This is a genomic window from gamma proteobacterium symbiont of Lampromicra miyakona (genome assembly GCF_059730895.1).
In genome coordinates, this window is sequence record NZ_AP035932.1 from 1,863,673 (window position 1) to 1,888,435 (window position 24,763).

The 24,763-nt window shown below is 56.0% G+C and carries 22 protein-coding genes; 10 read left to right on the top strand and 12 right to left on the bottom strand.

Features of this window, described 5'->3' with window-relative positions:
* Positions 1 to 22: 22 nt before the first annotated feature.
* Both fadD and rnd read left to right on the top strand, forming a co-directional pair.
* The gene (gene fadD, locus AC6I8P_RS08615; RefSeq protein ID WP_241798699.1) at positions 23 to 1,696 is read left to right on the top strand and encodes a long-chain-fatty-acid--CoA ligase FadD; all 1,674 of its coding nucleotides are present in this window, start codon (positions 23 to 25) and stop codon (positions 1,694 to 1,696) included.
* Positions 1,697 to 1,801: 105 nt separating this feature from the next.
* A complete protein-coding gene (gene rnd, locus AC6I8P_RS08620; protein WP_498031120.1) occupies positions 1,802 to 2,923 on the top strand; it encodes a ribonuclease D in 1,122 nt (373 codons plus the stop codon).
* Positions 2,924 to 2,978: 55 nt separating this feature from the next.
* On the opposite strand, the gene minE is transcribed toward rnd, so the two are convergent.
* The 3 genes from minE to minC are packed head-to-tail and all read right to left on the bottom strand — an operon-like array spanning position 2,979 to position 4,805.
* Positions 2,979 to 3,248 (bottom strand): cell division topological specificity factor MinE, encoded by a 270-nt coding sequence (minE, locus tag AC6I8P_RS08625; RefSeq protein WP_010616394.1) that lies wholly within the window; start codon positions 3,246 to 3,248, stop codon positions 2,979 to 2,981.
* A 3-nt stretch (positions 3,249 to 3,251) separates the two neighbouring features.
* On the bottom strand, positions 3,252 to 4,064 hold the full coding sequence (minD, locus tag AC6I8P_RS08630) for a septum site-determining protein MinD (protein ID WP_211726126.1): 813 nt from the start codon (positions 4,062 to 4,064) through the stop codon (positions 3,252 to 3,254).
* A 33-nt stretch (positions 4,065 to 4,097) separates the two neighbouring features.
* Entirely contained in the window at positions 4,098 to 4,805 is a 708-nt protein-coding gene (gene minC, locus AC6I8P_RS08635; RefSeq protein ID WP_498031121.1) for a septum site-determining protein MinC, read from the bottom strand.
* A 153-nt stretch (positions 4,806 to 4,958) separates the two neighbouring features.
* Here minC and AC6I8P_RS08640 point away from each other — a divergent pair, with 153 nt between their 5' ends.
* From AC6I8P_RS08640 to ycgN, 3 genes are all read left to right on the top strand, one after another.
* Positions 4,959 to 5,234 (top strand): YcgL domain-containing protein, encoded by a 276-nt coding sequence (locus tag AC6I8P_RS08640; protein ID WP_021510044.1) that lies wholly within the window; start codon positions 4,959 to 4,961, stop codon positions 5,232 to 5,234.
* Between the two features lie 268 nt (positions 5,235 to 5,502).
* Entirely contained in the window at positions 5,503 to 6,162 is a 660-nt protein-coding gene (locus tag AC6I8P_RS08645) for a fumarylacetoacetate hydrolase family protein (protein ID WP_021510045.1), read from the top strand.
* 65 nt (positions 6,163 to 6,227) lie between these two features.
* Positions 6,228 to 6,674 carry a cysteine cluster protein YcgN gene (gene ycgN, locus AC6I8P_RS08650; RefSeq protein ID WP_325971324.1) on the top strand — a complete coding sequence of 149 codons (447 nt, stop codon included), beginning with the start codon at positions 6,228 to 6,230 and terminating at the stop codon, positions 6,672 to 6,674.
* 57 nt (positions 6,675 to 6,731) lie between these two features.
* On the opposite strand, the gene dsbB is transcribed toward ycgN, so the two are convergent.
* Positions 6,732 to 7,262, bottom strand: a complete 531-nt coding sequence (dsbB, locus tag AC6I8P_RS08655; protein WP_040679952.1) for a disulfide bond formation protein DsbB — start codon at positions 7,260 to 7,262, stop codon at positions 6,732 to 6,734.
* 309 nt (positions 7,263 to 7,571) lie between these two features.
* Here dsbB and fadR point away from each other — a divergent pair, with 309 nt between their 5' ends.
* A complete protein-coding gene (fadR, locus tag AC6I8P_RS08660; RefSeq protein WP_058757728.1) occupies positions 7,572 to 8,291 on the top strand; it encodes a fatty acid metabolism transcriptional regulator FadR in 720 nt (239 codons plus the stop codon).
* Positions 8,292 to 8,568: 277 nt separating this feature from the next.
* Here fadR and AC6I8P_RS08665 read toward each other — a convergent pair whose 3' ends face one another.
* Entirely contained in the window at positions 8,569 to 10,104 is a 1,536-nt protein-coding gene (locus AC6I8P_RS08665; RefSeq protein ID WP_031280208.1) for a SpoVR family protein, read from the bottom strand.
* A gap of 499 nt (positions 10,105 to 10,603) precedes the next feature.
* Here AC6I8P_RS08665 and AC6I8P_RS08670 point away from each other — a divergent pair, with 499 nt between their 5' ends.
* Complete coding sequence (locus AC6I8P_RS08670; RefSeq protein ID WP_058771249.1) at positions 10,604 to 11,905, top strand: D-amino acid dehydrogenase; 1,302 nt, start codon at positions 10,604 to 10,606, stop codon at positions 11,903 to 11,905.
* A 21-nt stretch (positions 11,906 to 11,926) separates the two neighbouring features.
* On the top strand, positions 11,927 to 12,997 hold the full coding sequence (gene dadX, locus AC6I8P_RS08675; protein ID WP_104189012.1) for a catabolic alanine racemase DadX: 1,071 nt from the start codon (positions 11,927 to 11,929) through the stop codon (positions 12,995 to 12,997).
* On the opposite strand, the gene AC6I8P_RS08680 is transcribed toward dadX, so the two are convergent.
* The 6 genes from AC6I8P_RS08680 to yeaG form a co-directional block, all read right to left on the bottom strand.
* The gene (locus AC6I8P_RS08680) at positions 12,990 to 14,183 is read right to left on the bottom strand and encodes a multidrug effflux MFS transporter (RefSeq protein ID WP_498031122.1); all 1,194 of its coding nucleotides are present in this window, start codon (positions 14,181 to 14,183) and stop codon (positions 12,990 to 12,992) included. The two genes, dadX and AC6I8P_RS08680, sit on opposite strands and share 8 nt — an antisense overlap.
* 120 nt (positions 14,184 to 14,303) lie before the next feature.
* Complete coding sequence (wbaP, locus tag AC6I8P_RS08685; protein ID WP_058757724.1) at positions 14,304 to 15,770, bottom strand: undecaprenyl-phosphate galactose phosphotransferase WbaP; 1,467 nt, start codon at positions 15,768 to 15,770, stop codon at positions 14,304 to 14,306.
* Between the two features lie 378 nt (positions 15,771 to 16,148).
* Entirely contained in the window at positions 16,149 to 16,382 is a 234-nt protein-coding gene (locus AC6I8P_RS08690; protein ID WP_021510054.1) for a DUF1480 family protein, read from the bottom strand.
* A 75-nt stretch (positions 16,383 to 16,457) separates the two neighbouring features.
* A complete protein-coding gene (locus AC6I8P_RS08695) occupies positions 16,458 to 18,185 on the bottom strand; it encodes a potassium/proton antiporter (RefSeq protein ID WP_021510055.1) in 1,728 nt (575 codons plus the stop codon).
* Positions 18,186 to 18,415: 230 nt separating this feature from the next.
* Complete coding sequence (locus AC6I8P_RS08700; protein ID WP_104189040.1) at positions 18,416 to 19,690, bottom strand: YeaH/YhbH family protein; 1,275 nt, start codon at positions 19,688 to 19,690, stop codon at positions 18,416 to 18,418.
* A gap of 90 nt (positions 19,691 to 19,780) precedes the next feature.
* Positions 19,781 to 21,715: a protein kinase YeaG gene (yeaG, locus tag AC6I8P_RS08705; protein WP_021510057.1), complete on the bottom strand. Its 1,935-nt coding sequence runs from the start codon at positions 21,713 to 21,715 to the stop codon at positions 19,781 to 19,783.
* Between the two features lie 408 nt (positions 21,716 to 22,123).
* On the opposite strand from yeaG, the gene AC6I8P_RS08710 reads away from it, so the two are divergent.
* Together AC6I8P_RS08710 and AC6I8P_RS08715 are read left to right on the top strand one after the other, a co-directional pair.
* Positions 22,124 to 22,873, top strand: a complete 750-nt coding sequence (locus AC6I8P_RS08710; RefSeq protein WP_058774604.1) for a MipA/OmpV family protein — start codon at positions 22,124 to 22,126, stop codon at positions 22,871 to 22,873.
* 83 nt (positions 22,874 to 22,956) lie between these two features.
* Positions 22,957 to 23,805, top strand: a complete 849-nt coding sequence (locus tag AC6I8P_RS08715) for an aldo/keto reductase (RefSeq protein WP_282997000.1) — start codon at positions 22,957 to 22,959, stop codon at positions 23,803 to 23,805.
* 24 nt (positions 23,806 to 23,829) lie between these two features.
* Here the strand turns inward: AC6I8P_RS08715 and AC6I8P_RS08720 are convergent, their stop codons facing one another.
* Entirely contained in the window at positions 23,830 to 24,705 is an 876-nt protein-coding gene (locus tag AC6I8P_RS08720; protein ID WP_498031123.1) for a D-hexose-6-phosphate mutarotase, read from the bottom strand.
* Positions 24,706 to 24,763: the final 58 nt, after the last annotated feature.

Consider the following 24,763-nt stretch of genomic DNA (forward strand, 5'->3'; position numbering starts at 1 on the left):
ACAAGAATATCGGGGTGAATCTTTGAACAAGGTTTGGCTGAAACGCTATCCGCCAGATGTACCAGCGGAAATTAACGCAGACCGTTATCCCTCTTTGGTCGATCTTTTCGAACACGCAGCGCAACGTTATGCCGATCAGGTGGCTTTCATTAACATGGGCCAGCCAATGACTTACCGCCAGTTGGAGCAGCAGAGCCGTGCTTTTGCGGCCTGGCTGCAACAGGGATTAGGCTTACAGCAGGGCGATCGCGTCGCGCTGATGATGCCGAATCTGCTGCAGTATCCGGTGGCGCTGTTTGGTGTGCTGCGTGCCGGTATGGTGGTGGTGAATGTTAACCCGTTGTACACGCCGCGCGAGCTGAAGCACCAGCTTAATGACAGCGGTGCCAATGCAATTGTCATTGTCTCCAACTTCGCCCATACGCTGGAAAAAGTGGTCGCGGAAACCCCGGTTAAGCACGTGATGCTGACGCGCATGGGCGATCAGCTGGCGCCGGTAAAAGCCACGCTGGTGAACTTCGTCGTTAAATATGTGAAAAAGCTGGTACCGAAATACCATCTGCCAGGGGCGGTACCGTTCCGTCATGCGCTGCAGCAGGGCGAGCAGATGAGCTATCATCGTCCTGTGATCAATAATCAGGATCTGGCATTTCTGCAGTACACCGGTGGCACTACCGGCGTGGCGAAAGGCGCCATGCTGACCCACGGCAACATGCAGGCTAATCTGGAGCAGACCAAAGCCACCTACGGTAAACTGCTGCGCGCCGGTCAGGAGCAGGTGGTGACCGCGCTGCCGCTTTATCACATCTTTGCCCTGACGGTGAACTGTCTGCTGTTCCTCGACCTGGGCGGCACCAACCTGCTGATTACCAACCCGCGCGATATTCCCGGCTTCGTTAAAGAGCTGAGCAAATTTCCCTTTACCGCCATCACCGGTGTTAATACGTTGTTCAACGCCCTGCTGAACGATGCCAATTTTAACCAGCTGGATTTCTCCACGCTGCGTCTGTCTGCCGGCGGCGGTATGGCGGTGCAGAAAGCGGTGGCCGAGCGCTGGGAGAAACTCACCGGACACTATCTGCTGGAGGGCTACGGACTCACCGAATGCTCACCGCTGGTGTCGGTTAATCCTTATGATATTACCTGCCACACCGGCAGCATCGGTTTGCCGGTTCCGTCCACCGACGTGCGTATTGTCGATGATGAAGATCGCGACGTGCCGCCGGGCGAACCGGGCGAACTGTGCATTCGCGGGCCACAGGTCATGATTGGCTACTGGCAGCGGCCGGATGCCAGCGAGGAAGTGCTGAAAAATGGCTGGCTGCACACCGGTGATATTGTTACCGTGGACGCGGAAGGGTTTATCCGCATCGTCGATCGTAAAAAAGACATGATACTGGTGTCCGGCTTTAACGTGTATCCTAACGAAATCGAAGATGTGCTGATGCAGCACGCCAAGGTGCGCGAAGCGGCGGCGATTGGCGTGCCGAGCGATCTCTCCGGCGAAGCGGTGAAAGTGTGCATCGTGAAAAAAGATCCGTCGCTGACGAAAGAGGAAGTGCTGGATCATTGTCGCCGTCAGCTCACCGGCTATAAAGTGCCGAAGATTATCGAGTTTCGTGATGAGCTGCCGAAGACCAACGTCGGTAAAATTTTACGTCGCGAATTGCGCGACGAGGCGAAGCGCGAAGCGTAGTACTGGCTTCCGCTGAATGCTCAGGTTAACGCCGGCACCGTCCGGCGTTTTTATTGCTTTTAACATGGAGCGCTGTGCGAGGTTTGTCGCAGCGAGAAAGACAACGTGAATTACACCCTGATCGACCACAATGACCAGCTGGCCGCGGTATGCCAGCAGGCCCGTCAGCATCGCGCCGTGGCGCTGGATACCGAATTCGTGCGCACCCGCACGTACTATCCGCAGCTTGGCCTGATCCAGCTCTTCGATGGCGAGCAACTGGTTCTGATCGATCCGTTAACCATCAGCGACTGGGCACCGTTTATTGCGCTGCTGCAGGATCGTCAGCTGACCAAGTTCCTGCACGCCGGCGGGGAAGACCTCGAAGTCTTCCTGCATCGTTTCGGCTGCCTGCCGGAGCCGATGATCGATACGCAGATTCTGGCCGCTTTCGCCGGGCAGCCGCTGTCATGGGGCTTTGCCGCGATGGTCAATCATTTCAACCAGATTGAGCTGGATAAGAGCGAAGCGCGCACCGACTGGCTGGCGCGTCCGCTTACCGAGCGGCAGTGCCAGTACGCTGCGGCCGATGTGGCTTATCTGCTGCCGATTGCCCATCAGCTGGTGACGCAGACCGAAGCGGCAGGCAACATGGCGGCGGCGCTGAGTGAGTGCGCTACGTTGTGTCAGCGACGTCTTGACGTGCTGCAGCCGGAAGAGGCATGGCGCGATATCACCAATGCGTGGCAGCTGCGTCCGCGCCAGCTGGCGGTGCTGCAGCGTCTGGCCGCGTGGCGTCTCAACCTCGCCCGGCAGAAAGACATGGCGGTGAATTTTGTGGTGCGCGAAGAGAACCTGTGGAAAGTCGCGCGCTTTATGCCCGGCAGCCTTGGCGAGCTGGATCATCTCGGCCTGAACGGTCACGAAATCCGCTTCCACGGTAAGGCGCTGGTGGCGATGGTGGCAGAAGCGCAGGCGCTGGATGAGGCCGCGTTACCGCCGCCGTTGCCTAATCTGATTGACCACGCGCATTACAAGCAGGCGTTTAAAGCGATTAAAGCGCTGGTACAGCAGGTGAGTGAGCAGACCGGTTACAGTCAGGAGCTGTTAGCATCACGGCGCCAGATTAATCAGGTGCTGAGCGTGCACTGGGGACTGAAGAGCGCCACGCGTCCGCCGGAACTGCTGGCAGGCTGGCGGGGTGAGGTGTTGAAAGCCGGTATCGACGAGATTTTACACACGCTGTAAGCGGAACGTTTTCCCCTGCGCAACCACGCAGGGGAAAATCAGGAACCCGCTACAATCATTTAGGAACGTCTTCCGTCTCCGGCAGCGTCACGTTGAGCTCGAGGATGGAGATGTCATCCCCTTTCTGATCCAGCTGCACCGTGACCATGTCCGGGTCAATTTTCACGTATTTACAAATCACTTCCAGGATATCGCGCTTCAGCTGCGGCAGATAGTGGGGCTCACTGTCGCCCCTTCTGCGTTCGGCCACGATAATCTGCAGCCTTTCCTTGGCTATGTTGGCTGTGTTCTTCTTACGGGATAAAAAGAAATCTAGTAATGCCATTGGTTATCCCCCGAACAGGCGTTTCAGGAAACCCTTCTTCTCTTCTTCGATAAAGCGGAAGGGGCGTTCTTCGCCAAGCAGGCGATCTACGGTATCAGCGTAAGCTTTACCGGCGTCAGAGTTTGCATCGAGGATCACGGGCTCACCCTGGTTAGACGCGCGCAGCACCGACTGATCTTCCGGAATCACGCCGACCAGAGGAATGCGCAGGATTTCCAGCACGTCTTCCATGCTCAGCATGTCGCCACGCGTTACGCGTCCCGGGTTATAGCGGGTCAGTAACAGGTGCTCTTTTACCGGATCTTCGCTGTTTTCAGCGCGACGCGATTTCGACGAGATGATGCCGAGAATACGGTCTGAGTCACGCACGGAAGAGACTTCCGGGTTGGTGGTAATGATCGCTTCATCCGCGAAGTACAGCGCCATCAGCGCACCGGTTTCAATACCGGCCGGCGAGTCGCAGACGATAAAATCGAAGTCCATTGCCGCCAGGTCGTTCAGCACTTTTTCCACGCCTTCGCGGGTCAGGGCATCTTTATCACGGGTTTGTGAGGCGGGCAGAATGTAAAGCTGCTCGGTGCGCTTGTCGCGAATCAGCGCCTGATTCAGCGTCGCATCGCCCTGGATAACGTTGACAAAGTCATACACCACGCGGCGTTCACAGCCCATGATCAGATCGAGGTTACGCAGACCGATATCGAAATCGATCACCACGGTTTTTTTGCCTTTCTGCGCTAACCCTGTGGCGATGGCCGCGCTTGACGTGGTCTTGCCAACGCCCCCTTTACCCGATGTAACTACAATGATGCGTGCCATAAATGTTGATTTCCTTAACGAAAGAAAAGGGGCCTAATTAAGTGTCTGGATGGTGAGCGCGCCCTCTTTAAGGCACAGGCGCGCGGCTTTACCAAAGAATTCCGCCGGGATCTGGTCCATGATCCAGTATTCGCCGGCAATGGAGACCAACTCTGCTGACAGGTTGGTGCAAAAAATCTGGCAGTCGCGATCGCCGCTGGCACCGGCCAGCGCGCGGCCGCGCATCATGCCGTAAATATGAATGTTGCCGTCAGCCACCAGTTCGGCACCGGCGCTGACGCTGCTGGTGACGATCAGGTCGGCGTTGCGCGCGTAAATCTGCTGACCTGAACGCACTGGCGTATTGATGATACGCGTTTTGCTGGCCGGTTCGCTGACCGGCGTCGCGACCGCTTCCGGCTCCGGCGCGGGCGCATCAGCGCGTTTGCGGTTCTCTTTACCCTCTGACAGCACCGGCAGGCCAGCGCGGGCAATCATCTTTTTCAGGGCTTCATCTTTGCAGCCGCTCACGCCCACAATGCGTAAGCCGGTGGCGCTGACGGCCTGCTGCATCTGCTTCCAGTTGATGTCACCGTTCAGGGCTGACACGTTCAGCACCACCGGCGCGTTGTGCAGAAAAGCCGGGGCCTGGTCGATTTTGTCCTGCAGCGCCTGACGAATCACCTCGGGTTGCGAATGGTGCAGATGAACAACTGACAGGGTAAAACTGCTGCCCTTGAATTCGATTGGCGATTGCGACATCTGTCCTGACTCAGTCCTGTTTTACGACCCTGAAGTAAACGCCGATAAAATCGTCATTAACACCCGCGGGTCAATATTCGAAGTTCTGCAAGCATGTTATAGTTACTGCTATATTCAGGCAAGTGACGCCCTTAGTTAATTCGAGTAAAAAATATGTTTTGTGTGATCTATAGAAGCCCGCAACGCGACCAGACTTATCTGTATGTAGAAAAAAAAGACGATTTTTCGCGCGTCCCGGAAGAACTGCTGCGCGGCTTTGGCAAACCGCAGCTGGCGATGGTGCTGTCCCTCGACCAGCGCGACAGGCTGGCCAACGCTGACATCAATAAAGTGAAGCAGGGTTTAAGCGAGCAGGGTTATTATTTGCAGATCCCGCCGCCGGTTGAAAGTCTGCTCAACATTCATCTTGAACAGGGTAAAAAAGTTTAATTCAGATTCATCTGTAAAAATATAGCCTGTAAATATAATCAGTGCTTCGGCATTAATTTAATTGCTCACCTTAACCCATTATTGTGAGCAATAATCGCCGTCTTTAGCGTCGGACGTGATGAATGATTAACAGCTTTGACCCTTTCCGCCACGTCCGCCGCGATAAACCCGCTAATATAGTGCTCAGCAGCCTGCCACGTTCCGGCGGCTGATGAGCCACCTTTGCCAGCCCGGCTGGCAGCAAACACAACTCAAGCAGGGGATTAGCATGTATCAGCATCGTAACTGGCAGGGCGCGCTGTTGGATTATCCGGTCAGCAAAGTGGTGTGCGTCGGCAGCAACTATGCAAAGCACATTAAAGAGATGGGCAGCGCTACACCGAGCGAGCCGGTGGTGTTTATCAAACCTGAAACCGCGGTATGCGATCTGCGCCAGCCGCTGTCAATCCCGGCCAGCTTCGGTGAGGTGCATCATGAAGTGGAGCTGGCGGTACTGATTGGCGCCACCCTCAAGCAGGCCAGTGAAGAGCACGTGGCAAAAGCGATTGCCGGTTATGGCGTGGCGCTGGATTTGACGCTGCGCGACCTGCAGGCCGGGTTCAAGAAGGCTGGTCAGCCATGGGAGCGCGCCAAGAGTTTCGATAACTCCTGTCCGCTCTCCGGATTTATTCCGGCTGCGGAGTTCAGCGTCGACCCGCAGGACGCCGAACTGAAGCTGGTCATTAACGGCGAGGTGCGTCAGCACGGCACCACGGCAGACATGATCCACAAAATTCTGCCGCTGATTGCTTATATGAGCCAGTACTTTACGCTGCGCGCCGGTGACGTGGTGCTGACCGGGACGCCTGAAGGCGTGGGTCCGCTGCGCTCCGGCGATAAGCTGGAAGTGTCGCTGGCCGGTCACGGTATCAGCACCCGCGTGCTGTAATACTTGCATCACCGCACCTGAAGCTTTATAAGGTGCGGTCTTGTTGCTCAACCCGGACCGCTATCATGACCGAACAACCCTTCTGGCAGACCAAACGCCTTGACCAAATGAACGACGCAGAGTGGGAATCGCTGTGCGACGGCTGTGGACAGTGCTGTCTGAATAAGTTGCAGGATGCGGATACCGATGAAATCTACTTCACCAACGTCGCCTGCAATCAGCTGAACATTAAGACCTGTCAGTGCCGCAATTATGAGCGCCGCTTCGAGTATGAAGAGGATTGCATCAAGCTGACGCGCGAGAATCTCACCACCTTTAACTGGCTGCCGCGCACCTGCGCTTATCGTTTGTTAGGTGAGGGCAAAACGCTGCCGGCGTGGCACCCGCTGATTGCCGGGTCGAAGAAGGCGATGCATGCTCAGCGTATTTCGGTGCGATACATCGCGGTGCGCGAGAGTGAAGTGCGCGACTGGGAAGAACACATTATAGACCGGCCGGATCGGAACGGCTGATAACGCAACAGGCAGCCGCGGCTGCCTGTTTTGTCTGAGACTTAGTTTGACTGGGACTCAGCGACCAAACAGATCGCGACGTTTTGCTTTGAACGGTTGCGCAATCAATACCAGAATGCCCACCAGCAGATAAGCGGCAAAAATCACGATCATCCACTGCGGCATGCTCCAGGTCAGGAAAGTCCATCCGCGTTCGGCGCAGTCACCGCTGGCGACAAATACCGCCGGCAGCCATTTATCCAGCGGCAGCCAGCTCGGGAAGCGAGCAGCAAAATCGCAGGTCACAAACGGGTTGGGATGCAGCTGAATCATGGTGTGCTCATAAGAGAGGCGTACCCCTTCATAAGCGCTGTAGAGCCAGATGGCGATGGCGGCCCAGCGCAGCGGCGTTTTAGGCGCAATTGCACCCACCAGGCCGGCGCCCATGACGCCAAACAGCGCACAACGCTCATAGATACACATTACGCAGGGTTGCAGTCCCATTACGTGCTGAAAGAACAGCGCAACCAGTTCAAAAACCAGGGCGGTCAGGGCCATTAATAACCAGGCACCGCGTCCGCGTGAGCATTGATTCAAGTATCGCAACATATTGCTTTTCCCGTAGCCGTTAATGCATCGCAGTGTAAACCAAAAGCGTACCCGTGCCAGCCAGGCAGGGGGAAAAAATCATGTATAAAAATGACTTATCCCTGATCCACGCCAAAAAATCGTGGCTTTTAGCACACGGCATCAAAAGCGCACACGTAAGCGCAGCGTAACCCACGGCTTTTTTCGCTGCGCAGCTGCTGAATTTTGCGCCAGCGCGCGCTTTTAATCCGCTGGCAGGCTATTTCCGCTATGACCCCTCTGGTATGATGAGTGCCATTACGACAAAGAAAGCAACGAGAAATAAATGCTATGGTGATTAAGGCACAGAGCCCTGCAGGATTCGCTGAAGAGTACATAATTGAAAGCATCTGGAACAGCCGTTTTCCGCCGGGATCGATTCTTCCTGCCGAACGTGAGCTTTCTGAACTGATCGGCGTGACCCGCACCACTCTGCGTGAAGTGCTGCAGCGACTGGCTCGTGATGGCTGGCTGACCATTCAGCATGGTAAACCCACCCGCGTCAATGATTTCTGGGAAACGTCTGGTCTTAATATCCTCGAAACGCTCGCCCGTCTTGACCACGACAGTGTGCCGCAGTTAATTGATAACCTGCTGTCAGTGCGCACCAATATCGCGTCGATCTTTATCAGCCGCGCGCTGCGCCATCACCCGGATAAGGCGCGTGAAGTGCTGGAGAGTGCGCTGAGCGAGGAAGATCAGGCTGAAGCCTATACCGAGCTGGATTACCGTGTGTTTCGCGGCCTGGCCTTTGCTTCCGGCAACCCGATTTACGGCCTGATTCTCAATGGTCTGAAAGGGCTGTACACCCGCGTTGGCCGCCATTACTTCTCAAATCCGGAAGCGCGTGAACTGGCGCGTAACTTTTATCGTCAGCTGGCGGATCTGTGTGGCAAACAGCCGACGCAGGATCAGATCGTCGACAGCGTGCGTAACTATGGCCGCCGCAGCGGTGAAATCTGGCACAGCATGCAGAAAAGCATGCCGGATGATTTGAGCAGTAAGCGCTAAGTTTGCCCTGCCAGGTACGGTTTTAGCCGGGCACAATTTTGACTGACCTGACGCGTCGGCTGATGCAAGGGCAATCCGCAGCGCTGAGGCTTTTACGTTGCGCCAGGAGATTCCCGTGGGAAGCGGGAATCAGGCCGGGCCGGTCAGGATGACCGATACCGGCCGGTCCGTAAGGCGTAACGTAAACGCCGCAGGTACCGCGTAGCGGCGCGAGGACCTGGCCCGGCAGCAGCCGATGCGGCAGGTCCAGCGCAACCCTGCGCGTTTTATCTTCCTCTCAAAGCGCCGGTCCGCGCGCCGGACAGCGATCCAGCAGCTCCACGCTGCCATCTTCGTTCTGCTGTTCCAGATTGACATCAAAACCCCACAGCCGATGCACATGCTTCAGCACATCGCGACGGCTCTTATCGAGCGGGGCGCGCTGCTGCGGCACATAGCGTAGCGTCAGCGAACGGTCACCGCGCAGGTCAACGTTGTACACCTGAATATTCGGCTCCAGATTGCTCAGATTGTACTGCGCTGACAGCTGCTGACGAATCGCACGATATCCCGCCTCATCATGAATGGCGGCAATCTCAAGATAGTTATTGCGATCGTCGTCCATCACCGTAAACAGACGGAAATCCCGCATCACTTTCGGCGACAGGAACTGGCTGATGAAGCTCTCGTCTTTAAATTCGCGCATGGCGAAATGCAGCGTCTTCAGCCAGTCGGAGCCGGCGATGTCCGGGAACCAGTAGCGATCTTCCTCGGTTGGCGACTGACAGATGCGCTTGATATCCTGGAACATGGCAAAGCCCAGCGCATACGGGTTGATGCCGTTATACCACTGGCTGTTATACGGCGGCTGATACACCACGTTGGTATGACTGTGCAGGAACTCCATCATAAAGCGCTCCGACACTTTGCCTTCATCGTACAGGTGATTCAGGATGGTGTAGTGCCAGAAGGTCGCCCAGCCTTCATTCATCACCTGGGTCTGTTTCTGCGGGTAAAAATACTGGCTGACTTTACGCACAATGCGCAGCACTTCACGCTGCCACGACTCCAGCAATGGCGCGTTCTTTTCCATAAAGTACAGCAGGTTTTCCTGCGGCTCAGAGGGATAGCGTGCCGCCTCGACCTGAGTAAACTCTTTTTCTTTGCGTGGCAGGGTGCGCCACAGCGTATTGACCTGGCTCTGCAGATACTCTTCCCGGCTTTTCTGCCGCGCTTTCTCTTCCTGCAGCGAAATCTTTTGCGGGCGTTTATAGCGATCGACGCCATAGTTCATCAGCGCATGACAGGAGTCCAGCAGCCGCTCGACCTCTTCCACGCCATAACGCTCTTCGCAATCAGAGATGTAGTTACGTGCGAACAGCAGGTAATCGACAATCGAGCTGGCATCGGTCCAGCTGCGGAACAGGTAGTTGTTTTTGAAGAAAGAGTTGTGGCCGTAGCAGGCATGCGCCATCACCAGCGCCTGCATGGTCATGGTGTTCTCTTCCATCAGGTAAGCAATACAGGGATTCGAGTTAATGACGATTTCATACGCCAGTCCCTGCTGACCGTGTTTGTAGCGCTGCTCGGTTTCGATGAACTTCTTGCCGAACGACCAGTGGGCATAATTGATGGGCATCCCCACGCTGGAGTACGCATCCATCATCTGCTCGGAGGTGATCACTTCGATTTGGTGCGGGTAGGTATCGAGCCCATAGCTTTTGGCCACGCGGTCGATCTCCGCCAGGTAGACATCAAGCAGCTCAAAGGTCCAGTCGGGACCGTCACTGAGTCGTTTGCTGTTGCGGGTTGGCTCGTCAAACATTGTCGTCATAGCGCACCTCTGTTTTGCAAGCGGCAGGCAACAGAGTGTCACCTGTCACGATCGTTTAAGGCTTCATCCTGAGAAAGACAGCCCAAAAAAACTGAGCGAACACTTCAATGATAGTCCACTGTCGCTTATCCGATGCGGGAACTCAATCGAATTCTTTTGGTACAAAATCATCATAATAGGCGTGCTTTGGTAGCTAATAAGGTTATGTGTTATCTGAGTGATGAATTGCAGCATTAAATCCTGTTTATAAGCGCGCGATATGACTGCGGCGCTTTCTCCTGAAAAAAGTGAGATGCTCTGCCTTTCGCATAATAATTCGCTGGTTAACGCTTTTAAGGCACAAAAAACTCTGATTTTGGCGCGAGCGCATGATTTCAGTGTGCAGTTAAGTGAAAAACATGTGAAATGAAAGGGTCGAATGTAATATCAGTTCAGCCATCGGGTTATGCTAAACCCGATGGTGATACCAGTTAATTATGCTTTTCGCGATGAGGGGCTTATGCGCGTAGTCATTCTGGGTAGTGGTGTCGTAGGGGTAGCCAGTGCGTGGTATCTGGCGCAGGCGGGGCATGACGTCACCGTAATCGATCGCCAGCCCGGCGCGGCGCTGGAAACCAGTGCCGGCAATGCCGGGCAGATTTCGCCCGGCTATGCGGCACCCTGGGCGGCGCCCGGTGTACCGCTCAAGGCGGTAAAGTGGATGTTTCAGAAACACGCACCGCTGGCGGTGCGACTTGACGGCAGCAAGTTCCAGCTGGAGTGGATGTGGAATATGCTGCGCAACTGCGACATGCGTCACTACCAGGAAAACAAGGGCCGTATGGTGCGCATCGCCGAATACAGCCGCGACTGCCTGAAAGCACTGCGCAGCAGCACCGGCATCGCCTATGAAGGGCGCCAGGGCGGCACTTTGCAGCTGTTCCGCACGCAGCAACAGTTTGACAGCGCCAGCAAAGACATCGCGGTACTGCGTGAAGCGGGGGTGCCTTATGAGCTGCTGGAAGCGCATCAGCTGCACAGCGTGGAGCCGGCACTGGCGGGTACCGCGCACAAGCTGACCGGCGGCCTGCGCCTGCCGAATGACGAAACCGGTGACTGCCAGCTGTTTACCCAGCGTCTGGCGGCGATGGCAGCCGCAGCCGGTGTCACTTTCCGTTATGACACGTCGGTGGATCAGCTGTTGCGCGAAGGCAACCGCATCTATGGCGTGAAGTGCGGCGATGAGGTCATCAAAGCCGATGCTTACGTCGTGGCGTTTGGCTCTTACTCCACGGCGCTGCTGAAAGACATCGTGTCGATTCCGGTCTATCCGCTGAAAGGCTATTCCCTGACTATCCCGATCAAAGATCCGCAGGGCGCGCCAGTCTCCACCATCCTGGATGAGACCTATAAAGTGGCGGTGACGCGGTTTGATGACCGCATTCGCGTCGGTGGCATGGCCGAAATCGTTGGTTTTAACACCAAACTGTTGCCGGCACGACGTGAAACGCTGGAGATGGTGGTCCGCGATCTCTATCCTGAAGGCGGGTATGTTGAACAGGCTACGTTCTGGACCGGACTGCGCCCGATGACGCCGGATGGCACGCCAATTGTCGGGCGCACGCCGCTGACCAATCTCTGGCTGAACACCGGGCACGGTACGCTGGGCTGGACGATGGCCTGTGGTTCCGGCCAGTTGCTGGCCGATCTGATTTCGGGACGTAAACCGGCCATCGCCGCCGACGACTTGTCGGTGCTGCGTTACCTGCCGGGCTTTGCGGCCCCGGCATCGCCGCTGCGTAATGCCAGCGCGACGCGCTGATACTTCAGGGAGAGTAAAAACATGTCACGTCCTACGGGTGCCACCATTAATCAACAGGCGCTGCGCCACAATCTGGCGATTGTGCGTCAGGCGGCACCGCACGCGCGCGTCTGGTCGGTGGTGAAGGCCAATGCCTACGGCCACGGCATTGCCCGCGTATGGCAGAGTCTGGCGGAGACCGACGGTTTCGCGCTGCTGAATATGGAAGAGGCGATCCTGCTGCGCGAGCAGGGCTGGAAAAAGCCAATTCTGCTGCTGGAAGGCTTCTTTCACGCCGATGACCTGACGCTGATCGATCGCTATCGCCTGACCACCAGCGTACATAGTAACTGGCAGATTCAGGCGCTGGCGAAGGCGCAGCTGTCGGCGCCAGTCGATGTTTATCTGAAGATCAACAGCGGCATGAACCGTCTCGGTTTTCGTCCGGAACAGGCGCAGGCGGCCTGGCACAAGCTGCGTGCGTTGCCCAACGTGGGGGAAATGACGCTGATGGCGCACTTTGCCGATGCGGAAAACCCGCAGGGGCTGGTGGAACCGATGCAGCGCGTGGAACAGGCGGCGGAAGGACTGAACTGCCCGCGTTCGCTTGCCAACTCCGCGACCACGCTGTGGCATCCGCAGGCGCATTTTGACTGGGTGCGGCCCGGCATTATTCTCTACGGCGCGTCACCGAGTGGCGACTGGCAGGATATCGCCAGTACCGGTCTGCAGCCGGTAATGACACTCAGCAGTGAAATTATTGGCGTACAGCAGATCGGTGCCGGCGAGGGCGTTGGCTACGGTTATCGCTACCACGCGGCCGCGCCGCAGCGTATCGGTATTGTGGCCTGTGGCTATGCTGACGGCTATCCGCGCCATGCGCCGACCGGTACGCCGGTCAGCGTTGACGGCATCCGCACGCAAACGCTTGGGGCGATCTCGATGGACATGATGATGATTGACCTCGAACCCTGCCCGCAGGCGGGTATCGGTTCGCGCGTGGAGCTGTGGGGCAACGAGGTGAAAATTGATGAGGTGGCGAAAGCCGCCGGAACGGTAGGCTACGAGCTGATGTGTGCACTCGCGCCGCGCGTCCCGGTCACGCTTAGTTAAGCGCCGTCACTGTACCACGCATGTTCTTACTGCAGCGCCAGGCGATCAGCGCCAGCGCTGCACCCACCAGCATCATCAGCGCTAACGCTGATTTCTCTGCCACCGGCAGCGCCACCATCGCCAGGCTGCCACCCGCACCGCCCGCCATCTGAATAAATCCCTGCAGCGCCGCCGCCACACCCGCCTGCTGCTGATACGGCTCCAGCGCATAGCTGGTGGCCGGCCCGACGGTGAAGGCCAGGCCGGCTACCGAGATCGCCACCGGAATCATGTACAGCGACCAGTGGGTTTGCCAGGCCGCAGGTAACAGCGTCATCCCCGCCACCAGCAGCAGCGCACCGAGCAGCATGGTGATAAACCCCATGGCGAGACAAAATGGGCGGCCCGCCTTGCGAATGGTTTTATTAACAAAGGCACTCACCAGCATGATCCAGAAACCATTGGCACCAAAGGCAAAGGAGAACTGCAGCGGCGTCAGGCCACCTTCGGTCATCAACACGTGCGGCGCCAGCGAAACGTAGGTCAGCACCATGCCGAGCGCGCCCGCGTTGGCAAAGGCGAAAGCGAGAAAGCGCGGCTGCCGGGCGATGGCAGCATACTGCGCCAGCGGCAGCCCTTTAACGCGCAGCGTGTCCGCCGGACGCGTTTCCGGCAGCGCGACTACCACAATAATGGCAATCACCAGCGCATAACCGCACAGGAACCAGAAGGGCGCACGCCAGCCATAGGCTTCCGCCAGAATACCGCCGAGCAGCGGTGCCAGCGCCGGCACGATGTTCAGCGCGCCATTGAGGAAACCATAAGCGCGCGCCGCGGCATCGCCGCTCAGCCGATCGCGCACGCCGCTAAATGCCACCACCGCACTACAGCATACCGCACAGCCCTGAATCAGGCGCGCCAGGAAGAACACCGGCCAGACGGTGGCGGTTGCGGCCACTGCGCTGCCGATGATGTAGAGCGCGAGGCCGATCAGCGCGATCGGCTTACGGCCAAAATTATCCACCAGCGGACCAGTAACCAGCTGACCGATACCCATCACCAGCAAAAACAGCGGAATGGTGGTCTGGATCAGACTGACCGGGCTGTTAAGACCGTCGGCAATCTGCGGCAGCGTGGGGAGGTAGAGATCGATGCCCAGCGGTGCCAGCAGCACCAGGCTCAAAAGGAGTAGGGTAAACTTTTGCATTACGAACCAGTAACGTCCTGTTAAACAGGCGAGAAGGGTAATGAGTCTGCGGCCAAAAAGAAAGGGCTAAAACGAAAAGGCGATGTCTGCCGGGACGGCGCAGACATCGCGTCGAGGGTATCAGTAAGCACCGTCGCGGCGCAGCACCACGCCAGCGGTTTTGAACAGAATGGCGATGTCGGTCCACAACGCCCAGTTCTTCACGTACCAGGAGTCAAAATAGACGCGCGTGTCGTAGTCGATATCGTTACGCCCGCTGACCTGCCACAGACCGGTCATGCCCGGTTTGGCCATCAGATAGTAGTCGACATCGCCGGCGTAGCGTTCCAGCTCAGCTTCAATCACCGGACGCGGTCCCACCAGACTCATTTCGCCACGAATCACGTTCCACAGCTGGGGCAGTTCATCCAGGCTGGTTTTACGCAGGAAGCCACCGATTTTGGTGATGCGCGGATCGTTCTTCAGTTTGAAATCACGATCCCACTCAGCGCGCGCTTCGGCACTGGTGGCCAGCAGATTCTGCAGCACTTCCTGCGAGTTGGTCACCATTGAACGGAACTTCAGGCACTTAAACTTCACGCCATCCTGCCCGACGCGTTCGTGGCCGTAAATGGCATTGCCGCCATCGCGTTTTACCATCCAGCACAGCAGACCGAATACCGGGGCAAGAAACAGCAGCAGCAGGGAGGCAACCACTACGTCGAAGGTGCGCTTGAGGAAACGCGAGGAGCGTTTCGCCAGGTTGTTACTGACGCGCAGGATCATCACTTCATGGCTGAAGATAAACGACATATCGGTGCCATACAGCGGCACACCGCGCAGCGTAGGGATAACCGAAATTGAGCGGCATTTCATCTTGGACAGAAACTTCAGCCATTTATCGCGCACCACCTGCTGTTCAAATTCGGTGGCGACGATAAATTGCGTGTTGTCACGGTCCATGGTTTGCCAGTTGATGTCTTTCCAGGTAATAACCGGCACGCCGTTAACACTTTCCTGATGAGGCTCATCATCCAGCGAGATAAACGCCTGCACGTTATAGCCCAGAATCTCCTCGCTCTGCAGCGCCGCGTAGGCTTCCATGGCGTTCTTACCGGAGCCGATGATAATGGTCTCTTTTTGCCACTGGCCCGCGCGGTTGATGGCACGCTTCACGCCGGCGCGCATCAGCGGCAGCAGCAGCAGGGCATAGGTCCAGCTAAATACCCACACCATGCGCGAGAAGTCCCATTTGGAAAAGGCAATCAGCGCCAGATCCAGCAGCGAAAACACAAACAGCGTTTTGACGATTTCTTTCAGCTCAAACCAGAACGGTTTGCGGTAGGTGTAGTGGCGCATACGCACCCAGAACCAGGCCGTGCACAGCACTGACAGGCCTAACTGTGCGACAAAGCGGTATTCAATTTGCTGCGGCGGAATAAAACTGTCCAGTTCTCCCCAAATACCCTGGACGGTGGCCGCGGATAAAAATAATGCCAGGTTCAGTGCAATTAAATCCGAAAAGCTGAGTGCCACTTTCGCGATGAGATTTTTGCGCAGTCCGCTCCACGAGCGGGTTGCATCGTTCATTACCAATGTACTTGCCATAAAACCTGCTCTCTTTTCTTAAGTAAAAGATGGCCTGACCAGAATCAAGTACGCGCTCAGGAGTCGTCCGCTGAAAGCAGAAATAAAATAATATTCAGCGAGATATGAGTCAGTGCTGCCATAAGCGCTGCATGGAAAGGGCCGTTTGAGACGTGATTTACGTCACGAAAAGCTGCAGCAACGTTTAAGAGTATGCAGGAGTTATTTGACAGAGTTAATATGGAAAGAGTCTGAAAAAACAATATTTGATTAAAGTATAAACTGCCTAATCTGTTGAAAAATAATATTAAAAGTAAAAGGTGCCATGAAATAACAGACTATTTTAAGACTACTTTTCGGAATGACCGCCAGTCAAAGTGAATGGCGGTGAGGAAAATATCAGGCCGGTTTTTTCAATACCCAGCGGTCTTGCTGCTTGTCATAGTGGCCGATCTGCAGATCGACCGGTTCGCCATCAATCCACGCCGGTACGCTGGTTTCATGATCCCAGCCGTCGAGCTGATAACTCAGGCCGGGGTTGGTATGGCAGGGAATGCCGACGGTATCCAGCTTCTCCACATCCATTACTGCATCGACGATCTCGTAACGACCAATCTTCACCACGTGTCCCATCATCTTCTCCCGTTTGCTGGGTGGAATAGTGATCATAGACGCTGACACGCAGTTTACGAGCGATACGGCCTCGGATTATTCCTTCTCTTCCCGCACGCGCACCCCAATTTTGACGATTTGGTTATCCTCTTTTTCCGCCACTGTCCACGTCAGTTGGTTCCACTCGACCTGATCTCCTACCACCGGCGTGCTGCCGAGCAGACCCATAATCAACTGGCCGAGCGACTGCTGATCGTTAGTCTCTTCATCAAGCTCGAGGCCATAGATCTGCGCGACATCGCGCAGGCGCGCCTCGGCATCAAGGATAAAGTCACCAAAGAAGCGCTGATCCAGCGCCACCGGCGGCGTCTGGCTGAACATTTTGCCAAGCGCCGGCAGGTCGCGCTCGCGGCCAATAACGCACAGCACGTCACCCTCTTTCAGACGCGTATTGCCGTTGGGGTGCATCAGCGCGTTATCGCGGAACAGGGCGGCAATACGCGTTTCGCGCGGCATTTGTAAATCGCGCAGCGCGGCGCCGACGCACCATTTGTCGGCGCTGAGCTGATAAACAAACTGCTCCCACGGATTTTCCGGATGGATATCCAGCCCGACGCGGCTGATGGGCGACGCGGTCGGCGGTACCACCACCTTAGCCCGTTTAGCGGCATAGCCCAGCGACGTGCCCTGCAGCATCAGAGATACCAGTACCACGAAGAAGGCGATGTTGAAGTAGAGTTTAGAATTCTCCAGCCCGGCCATCATCGGGAACACCGCGAGGATGATCGGCACCGCACCGCGCAGGCCTACCCAGCTGATAAAGATGCGTTCACGTCCGGTAAAGCCTTTAAACGGCAGCAGCCCGACCAGAATCGACAGCGGACGCGCCACCAGAATCAGCCACAGCGAGAGAATCATCGCCGGCAGCGCGATATGCCACAGATCAGACGGCGTCACCAGCAGGCCGAGCACGATAAACATACCAATCTGGCTCAGCCAGGCCATGCCGTCGAAAGTTTGCAGAATGCCGTGGCGGTTACGAATCGGGCTGTTGCCCAGCAGGAAACCACACAGATAGACCGCCAGAATGCCGCTGCCTTCCATCACCGTGGTCAGGGCAAACACGATAATGCCGCCGCTCAGCGCCAGCAGCGGATAGAGCCCTTGTGCCAGGCTGATGCGATTGATCAGTTGCTGCAGCGCCCAGCCGCCGCCCAGTCCGAGCACAATGCCCAGGCCGAACTGCTGCACCAGATGCACCACAAACATCCAGCTCAGGCCGCTCTGCCCCTGCTGGATCATGTCGATCAGCGTAATGGTAAGAAACACCGCCATTGGATCGTTGCTGCCTGATTCAATCTCCAGCGTGGAACTGACGCGCTCGTTAAGCCCTTTGTCGCCCAGCAGTGAAAACACCGCTGCGGCGTCGGTCGAGCCGATAATGGCGCCAATCAGGAAGCCCTGCATCAGATCGAGCTTAAACAGCCAGGCGGCAGCCAGACCGGTGAGCCCGGCGGTAATCATCACGCCAACGGTGGCCAGCGACAGCGCCGGACCAAGTGCCACCTTGAACGAGCTGGCCTTGGTGCGCATGCCGCCATCAAGCAGAATGATGGCCAGCGCCAGGTTGGACACCAGATAGGCCACCGGGTAGTTATCAAAAGCAATGCCGCCGATGCCGTCCACGCCGGTCAGCATCCCCAGCGCCAGGAAGATCACCAGAATCGGGATACCGAGACGCGACGAGAAGGAGCTCAGCAGAATACTTGCTGCGACCAGCACGGAACCAATAATGAACAAACTGTAAATCATGCTGGCATTCAACGGCGTTCTCCTGCGGCGGGGCATAAAAAAGCAAATTGCGGGCAATTCACACAGACAAGGTGAAAAGATAATGCCTTATCAATAGCTTGTCAGCGGTTAATTGCACATTTTTTCATTCTGTGGCGCGCCATCCCATAGAAGGTTAAATCCGCACAGAAAAACAGCAGGGTTTTCAGAGGGGTTAAGCCGGGCGGGGTAAAGAAAAGCCGGTCGGTGACCGGCTGGTAAACTCAGGCTTCAGCGACTTGCTTATGGAAAAGCTCACGAAATACCGGGTAGATGTCTTCCGGCTCGCGGATGTGCTGAATGGCAAAGTTATCAAACATCGCCTGCAGATGCTCGTACTCGCGCCACAGGGTTTGGTGCGCCCGTCGGGTAATCTCAATGTAGCTGTAGTAGCGCACCACCGGCAGAATATGCTTCGCCAGAATTTCATGACACAACGGTGAGTCATCCGCCCAGTTATCGCCGTCCGAGGCCTGCGCCGCATAAATATTCCACTGCGACGGGTCATAACGCTCTTTTACCACTTCGTCCATCAGCTTAAGCGCGCTGGAGACGATAGTGCCGCCGGTCTCCTGCGAGTAGAAGAACTCCTGTTCATCAACTTCTTTCGCCTGAGTATGGTGACGGATATACACCACATCGACGTTTTTGTAAGTCCGGCTGAGGAAAAGATAGAGCAGAATATAAAAGCGTTTCGCCATATCCTTGGTTGCCTGGTCCATCGAACCGGAAACGTCCATTAAGCAGAACATTACCGCCTGGCTGGACGGTTCAGGCCGCTTCTCGAAATTCTTGTAGCGCAGGTCAAAGGTGTCGATAAACGGCACGCGCTCAATGCGTGCCCGCAGTTCCGCAATCTCCTTGCGCAATCGCTCCTCTTCCAGCAGTTGCGCCGGCTCGCTGTTTTCGACTTCGCTCAGTGTGGCTTCCAGTTCATGCAACATACGACGTTTGCCTGCGGTCATGGCGGTTCGTCGCGCCAGCGAGTTTTGCAGCGAGCGTACCACGCTGATGTTGGCCGGCACGCCATTCGAGGTGAAGCCCGCGCGGTGAGTTTTGTACTCATTGAGCTGGCGATGCTGATTTTTGCGCAGGTTAGGCAGTGCTAAATCTTCAAACAGCAGATCGAGGTATTCATCCTTCGAAATCTGAAACACGAACTCGTCCTGACCTTCTCCGTCCTGGCTGGCATTGCCCTGACCGCTGCCGCTGCCACCGCCGCCCTGCGGCCGCTCAATGCGGTCGTTTTGCACAAAGTGGTCGTTCCCCGGATGCACGCGATGGCGGCTGCCGCCGCGCCCCTGATGGAAAATCGGCTCGTTGATGTCGTCAATAGGAATCGACACCGATTCGCCACTTTCCACGTCGGTGACCGAACGCTTGTTGATGGCCTCGGAGATCGACTGTTTGATTTGCGACTTATAACGGCGCAAAAAGCGCTGCCGGTTGACCGCACTTTTATTCTTGCCGTTAAGACGCCGATCGATGAAATAGGCCATAAATTCCCCCAAACTACGCTGTAAGCCAGGCCGGAACGGGTCCGGCCTCCTCAGGCGGCATGTGGATGCCGCGTAGCTTACCGCTGTCGATTATGACGATTTGCGCACGCGCAGATACCATTCGCACAGCAGACGCACCTGCTTGCGGGTATAGCCTTTTTCCATCATGCGATCGACAAAATCGTCGTGTTTTTTCTGTTCGTCCGTGGATGTTTTGGTGTTGAACGAAATCACCGGCAGCAACTCCTCGGTGTTGGAGAACATTTTCTTCTCGATCACCGTGCGCAGTTTTTCGTAGCTGGTCCAGTTTGGATTGCGTCCGTTATTCTGCGCCCGTGCGCGCAGCACAAAGTTGACAATCTCGTTACGGAAATCTTTCGGGTTACTGATCCCGGCAGGTTTCTCAATCTTTTCCAGCTCGGCATTGAGTGATTCACGATCGAACAGCTGGCCGGTATCCGGATCGCGGTACTCCTGATCCTGAATCCAGAAATCCGCGTAAGTGACGTAGCGGTCGAAGATGTTCTGACCATACTCCGAATAGGATTCGAGGTAAGCGGTCTGAATCTCTTTGCCAATGAACTCCGCATATTTCGGAATCAGATAGCCTTTCAGGTGTTCCAGATACTTCTCCGCCTGATCCTGCGGGAACTGCTCGCGCTCGATCTGCTGCTCCAGCACGTAAAACAGGTGTACCGGGTTAGCCGCTACTTCGGCATGGTCGAAGTTAAACACGCGTGACAGAATCTTAAAGGCGAAGCGGGTCGACAGGCCGTTCATGCCTTCATCCACACCGGCGTAATCGTGATACTCCTGCCACGATTTCGCTTTCGGATCGGTGTCTTTAAGGCTTTCACCGTCATAGACGCGCATCTTCGAGTAGATGCTGGAGTTTTCCGGCTCTTTCAGGCGCGACAGAATCGAGAAGCGCGCCAGCGTTTCCAGCGTGCCGGGTGCGCAAGGCGCGGTGGTCAGCTCACTGTGGTTGAGCAGTTTTTCATAAATTTTGATCTCCTCGGATACGCGCAGGCAGTAAGGCACCTTCACGATGTATACACGGTCAAGGAAAGCTTCGTTGTTCTTGTTGTTACGGAATGTCACCCATTCTGACTCGTTGGAGTGCGCCAGAATAATGCCGTTAAACGGCAGGGCGGAAATCCCTTCGGTACCGTTATAGTTACCTTCCTGAGTAGCGGTCAGCAGCGGATGCAGCACTTTAATGGGTGCTTTGAACATCTCCACGAATTCCATGATGCCCTGGTTGGCGCGGCACAGCGCACCCGAATAACCGTAGGCATCCGGATCGTTTTGCGCGTGGTTTTCGAGCTTACGGATATCCACTTTACCCACCAGCGCTGAAATATCCTGGTTGTTCTCATCACCCGGTTCGGTTTTGGCGATAGCCAGCTGTTCCAGAATCGACGGCCACACTTTCACCACTTTGAAGCGGGTGATGTCGCCGCCAAAGTCATGCAACCGTTTTGCCGCCCACGGCGACATAATGGTGCCAAGGTAACGCCGCGGCACGCCGTACTCTTTTTCCAGAATATTGGCGTCTTCCTGCGGATTAAACAGGCACAGCGGATGGTCATTGACCGGGCTGCGTTCACCGTCGGCACTCAGCACATAGATTGGCACGCGCTGCATCAGCGCTTTAAGCCGTTCGGCCAGCGAGGATTTACCGCCGCCCACCGGGCCGAGCAGGTACAGAATCTGTTTCTTCTCCTCCAGCCCCTGTGCGGCGTGTTTCAGGTAGGAGACGATCTGCTCAATCGCTTCCTCCATACCGTAAAACTCTTCAAAGGCCGGGTAGCGTCCGATGACGCGGTTCGAGAAGATACGGGAAAGGCGAGGCTCCTGGGCAGTATCGACCATCACAGGCTCACCGATGGCCATCAATAGTCGTTCTGCCGCGTTGGCGTATGCACTGCGATCCTGCTTACAGATGGTGAGGAATTCCTGCAGTGTGAACTCTTCGTCCTTGGCAGCTTCATAACGCTGACGATAGTGATCGAATATATTCATAGCGATGCCCGTCCTTTCGTTTTTAGCACAGGTAAAGGAGCGTAATAAGATGCTCTTGCAGCTCCCGGAAGATATTCTTTATTGAGTACAGCAACCCTTATGCCAACCTGACGATTTTTTATCGGGATTCACAATTCTTATGGTTACTCTGCTCGTACAAAAATTCTCGTCTTACTTTTACTGTAGAAGGCAATCAGAAAAATTGCTCCGTCTTTTCTCCTTATTTAGCGATATATCAATAACAAAGTCTCATAAGCGCTAAGGCCGTCACGCCCTTGCGGCAACAGGTGCACTGCATCTCAGACGCTTCTGACAGGATAAAAAGGAAATCAACATTAAAAGTTAAACCAGTGGCAAAATTTGGTTAGACTCTGCGTGTGATTGTTATATTAATGGAATGAATAAATTGTGAACCATTTCAAACTTAAAGCGCTTGCTCTGATGTGTCCTTGCTATTTTGCGGCGTTCAGCACTTACGCTGAACCCGTGTCACTTGGGGCTTCGGTTATTTATGCCCAGTCGCCGTACCGCGGCGGCCAGGACCGTTATCTGCCGATCCCGGTCATCAATTATGAGGGGGAAAACTTTTGGTTCCGCAGCCTGCAGGGCGGTTATTACCTGTGGAAAGACCCGCAGAATCAGCTGTCGTTAACGCTGCTGGGCTCGCCGCAGCAGTATGACCCGAAAGATAACGATCTGGGCGATATGAAAGGGCTGGACAAGCGTCGTATGACGCTGATGGCCGGCGCAACTTATCGTCACGTTGCTGACTGGGGGATTGTGCGTACCGCGCTGCTGGGCGATGTGCTGAATAACAGCAACGGCATGATTTGGGACCTGACCTACCTGTACCGCTTTGATTTCGGCGCGTTCAGCCTGACACCGGGCATTGGCGCAATGTGGAACAGTGCCAACCAAAACCGCTATTACTACGGCGTTTCCGGCCACGAAAGCGCGCGTACCGGCATCGATCGCTATCACCCGGACGACAGCTGGTCGCCTTACGTCGAGATGAACGCTAGCTACCAGATCAGCGAGAGCTGGAACGCCAGCCTGTCAGGCCGTTACACCCGCTTCGCCAGTGAAATTAAAGACAGTCCGATGGTGGATAAAGACGGTCAGTTTACGCTGTGGACCGGCGTCAGCTACAGCTTCTGATGACCACACGAACTCCTCATAATGAGGCGTTTTTGTTACCTTGCACCAATATTGCGCCCCGTAATGGCGCAGCGGGAGGTGAGATGAAGACGATTCAGTTTAACGACGATACGCCGTTACCGGCTATCGGCCAGGGCACCTGGTTTATGGGCGAGAATCCGGCACAGCGGGCGCAGGAAATCGCTGCGCTGCAGGCTGGACTGGACGCCGGACTGAAACTGATCGATACCGCTGAGATGTATGCCGAAGGCGGCGCGGAAGAGGTGGTCGGCGCAGCGCTGCGCGGACGGCGCGATCAAGCCTGGCTGGTATCAAAAGTTTACCCGTGGAATGCCGGTGAGGTCGATGCGATTGACGCCTGTGAGCGCAGTCTGCGCCGTCTGCAGACGGACTATCTCGATCTTTATCTGTTGCACTGGCGCGGTAATGTACCGCTGGAAGAGACCGTGCGCGCCATGCAAACGCTGCAGCAGCAGGGCAAAATCCGCCACTGGGGCGTCTCCAATTTTGATAGCGACGATCTGCAGGAGCTGTGGAGTGAAGCCGGAGGGATGGGCTGCGCGACTAATCAGGTGCTGTACCATCTGGCTTCGCGCGGTATTGAATTTGATTTACTGCCGCTCTGTCAGCAGCACCATACACCCGTCATGGCTTACTGTCCGCTGGCGCAGGCCGGACGGCTGCGTCAGGCGCTGTTTGACGATGCGACTCTGCAGCAGATTGCACAACAGAAGGGCATCAGCATCGCTCAGTTGCTGTTGAGCTGGGTGATTCGCCAGCCGGGCGTAATGGCCATTCCCAAGGCGGGCAGCGTGGCGCACGTGCAGGAGAATGCGGCGGCCCTGAATATCACCCTGACCAGCGATGAGCTGGCGCTGCTGGATCGCGCCTTTCCGCCGCCGCAGCATAAACTGGCGCTGGATGTGGTGTAAACGGCGCGTGCGCGCCGTTCAGCATTACTTATTGCGGATTCTCAGCGTGACGCCAAGGCGGGCAGGGGTTTCTCCGGCACTTTTCATCGGCTTGTTAATCCGCGCCGTCTCCACGCAAACCATGGTTTTATAACCATCATTAGGCATATCGGCCATGCTGCAGGACAGTTCCGGGCCAGGATTCCAGGTGACAACGTCACTTTGATAATGGTGGTAGACTTCAATCTGGCGCTTACCGGCGCGATCGTGGATCACGCTGCAGTCTTCCGCTGCGGTATGAATGCGATCAACCCGATCGGGATAGGTTTGTTTACCGTCCGCTGCGCTGCCGATGGCATTGTCCTGCACCTTATCGATGTAGCTGTTGCCGAGCCCGCTGACTTCAATCTGCGCAATGTCCGCCACCTGAAAATAGCTGTGCAGCGCGGCAGTAGCTTCATAATCGCCCCAGGCTTCCAGCTCAATCTCACAGTGTTCAGCAATGCGGAAGCGCGCCAGCAGCGTGAAATCGTGCGGCCACAGTTTTTTCGTTTGTGCATTACTTTCCAGCGTGAACGTCAGCATGACCGCATCTTCGTTCTCATCATGCGCCGTCAGCGTCCATGGCTGATTACGGGCAAAGCCATGTGCAGGTTCACCTGCCGGACCAAACCACGGCCAGCAGACCGGCACACCGCCGCGAATGGCTTTGCCGCTGACAAACGGCGTCTTGTCGCTAAGCCAGATGGCGGGCTGCTGACCGGCCGGCTGCCATGCCAGCAGATGCGCGCCCTGCAGCGCAATGGCCGCGCGCACTTTCGGATGGCTGATCACCAGAATCGATAATTCACCCATCTGACGCTGCGACAGGTAAGGGGTGATCTGCGTCACCACGGGCAAGTTAAAGAGCGAATTGTGCATTGTCAGACCTTCTCTCATCCAATCGAAAAAAAAGGGGCGACCGAAGTCACCCCTTGTC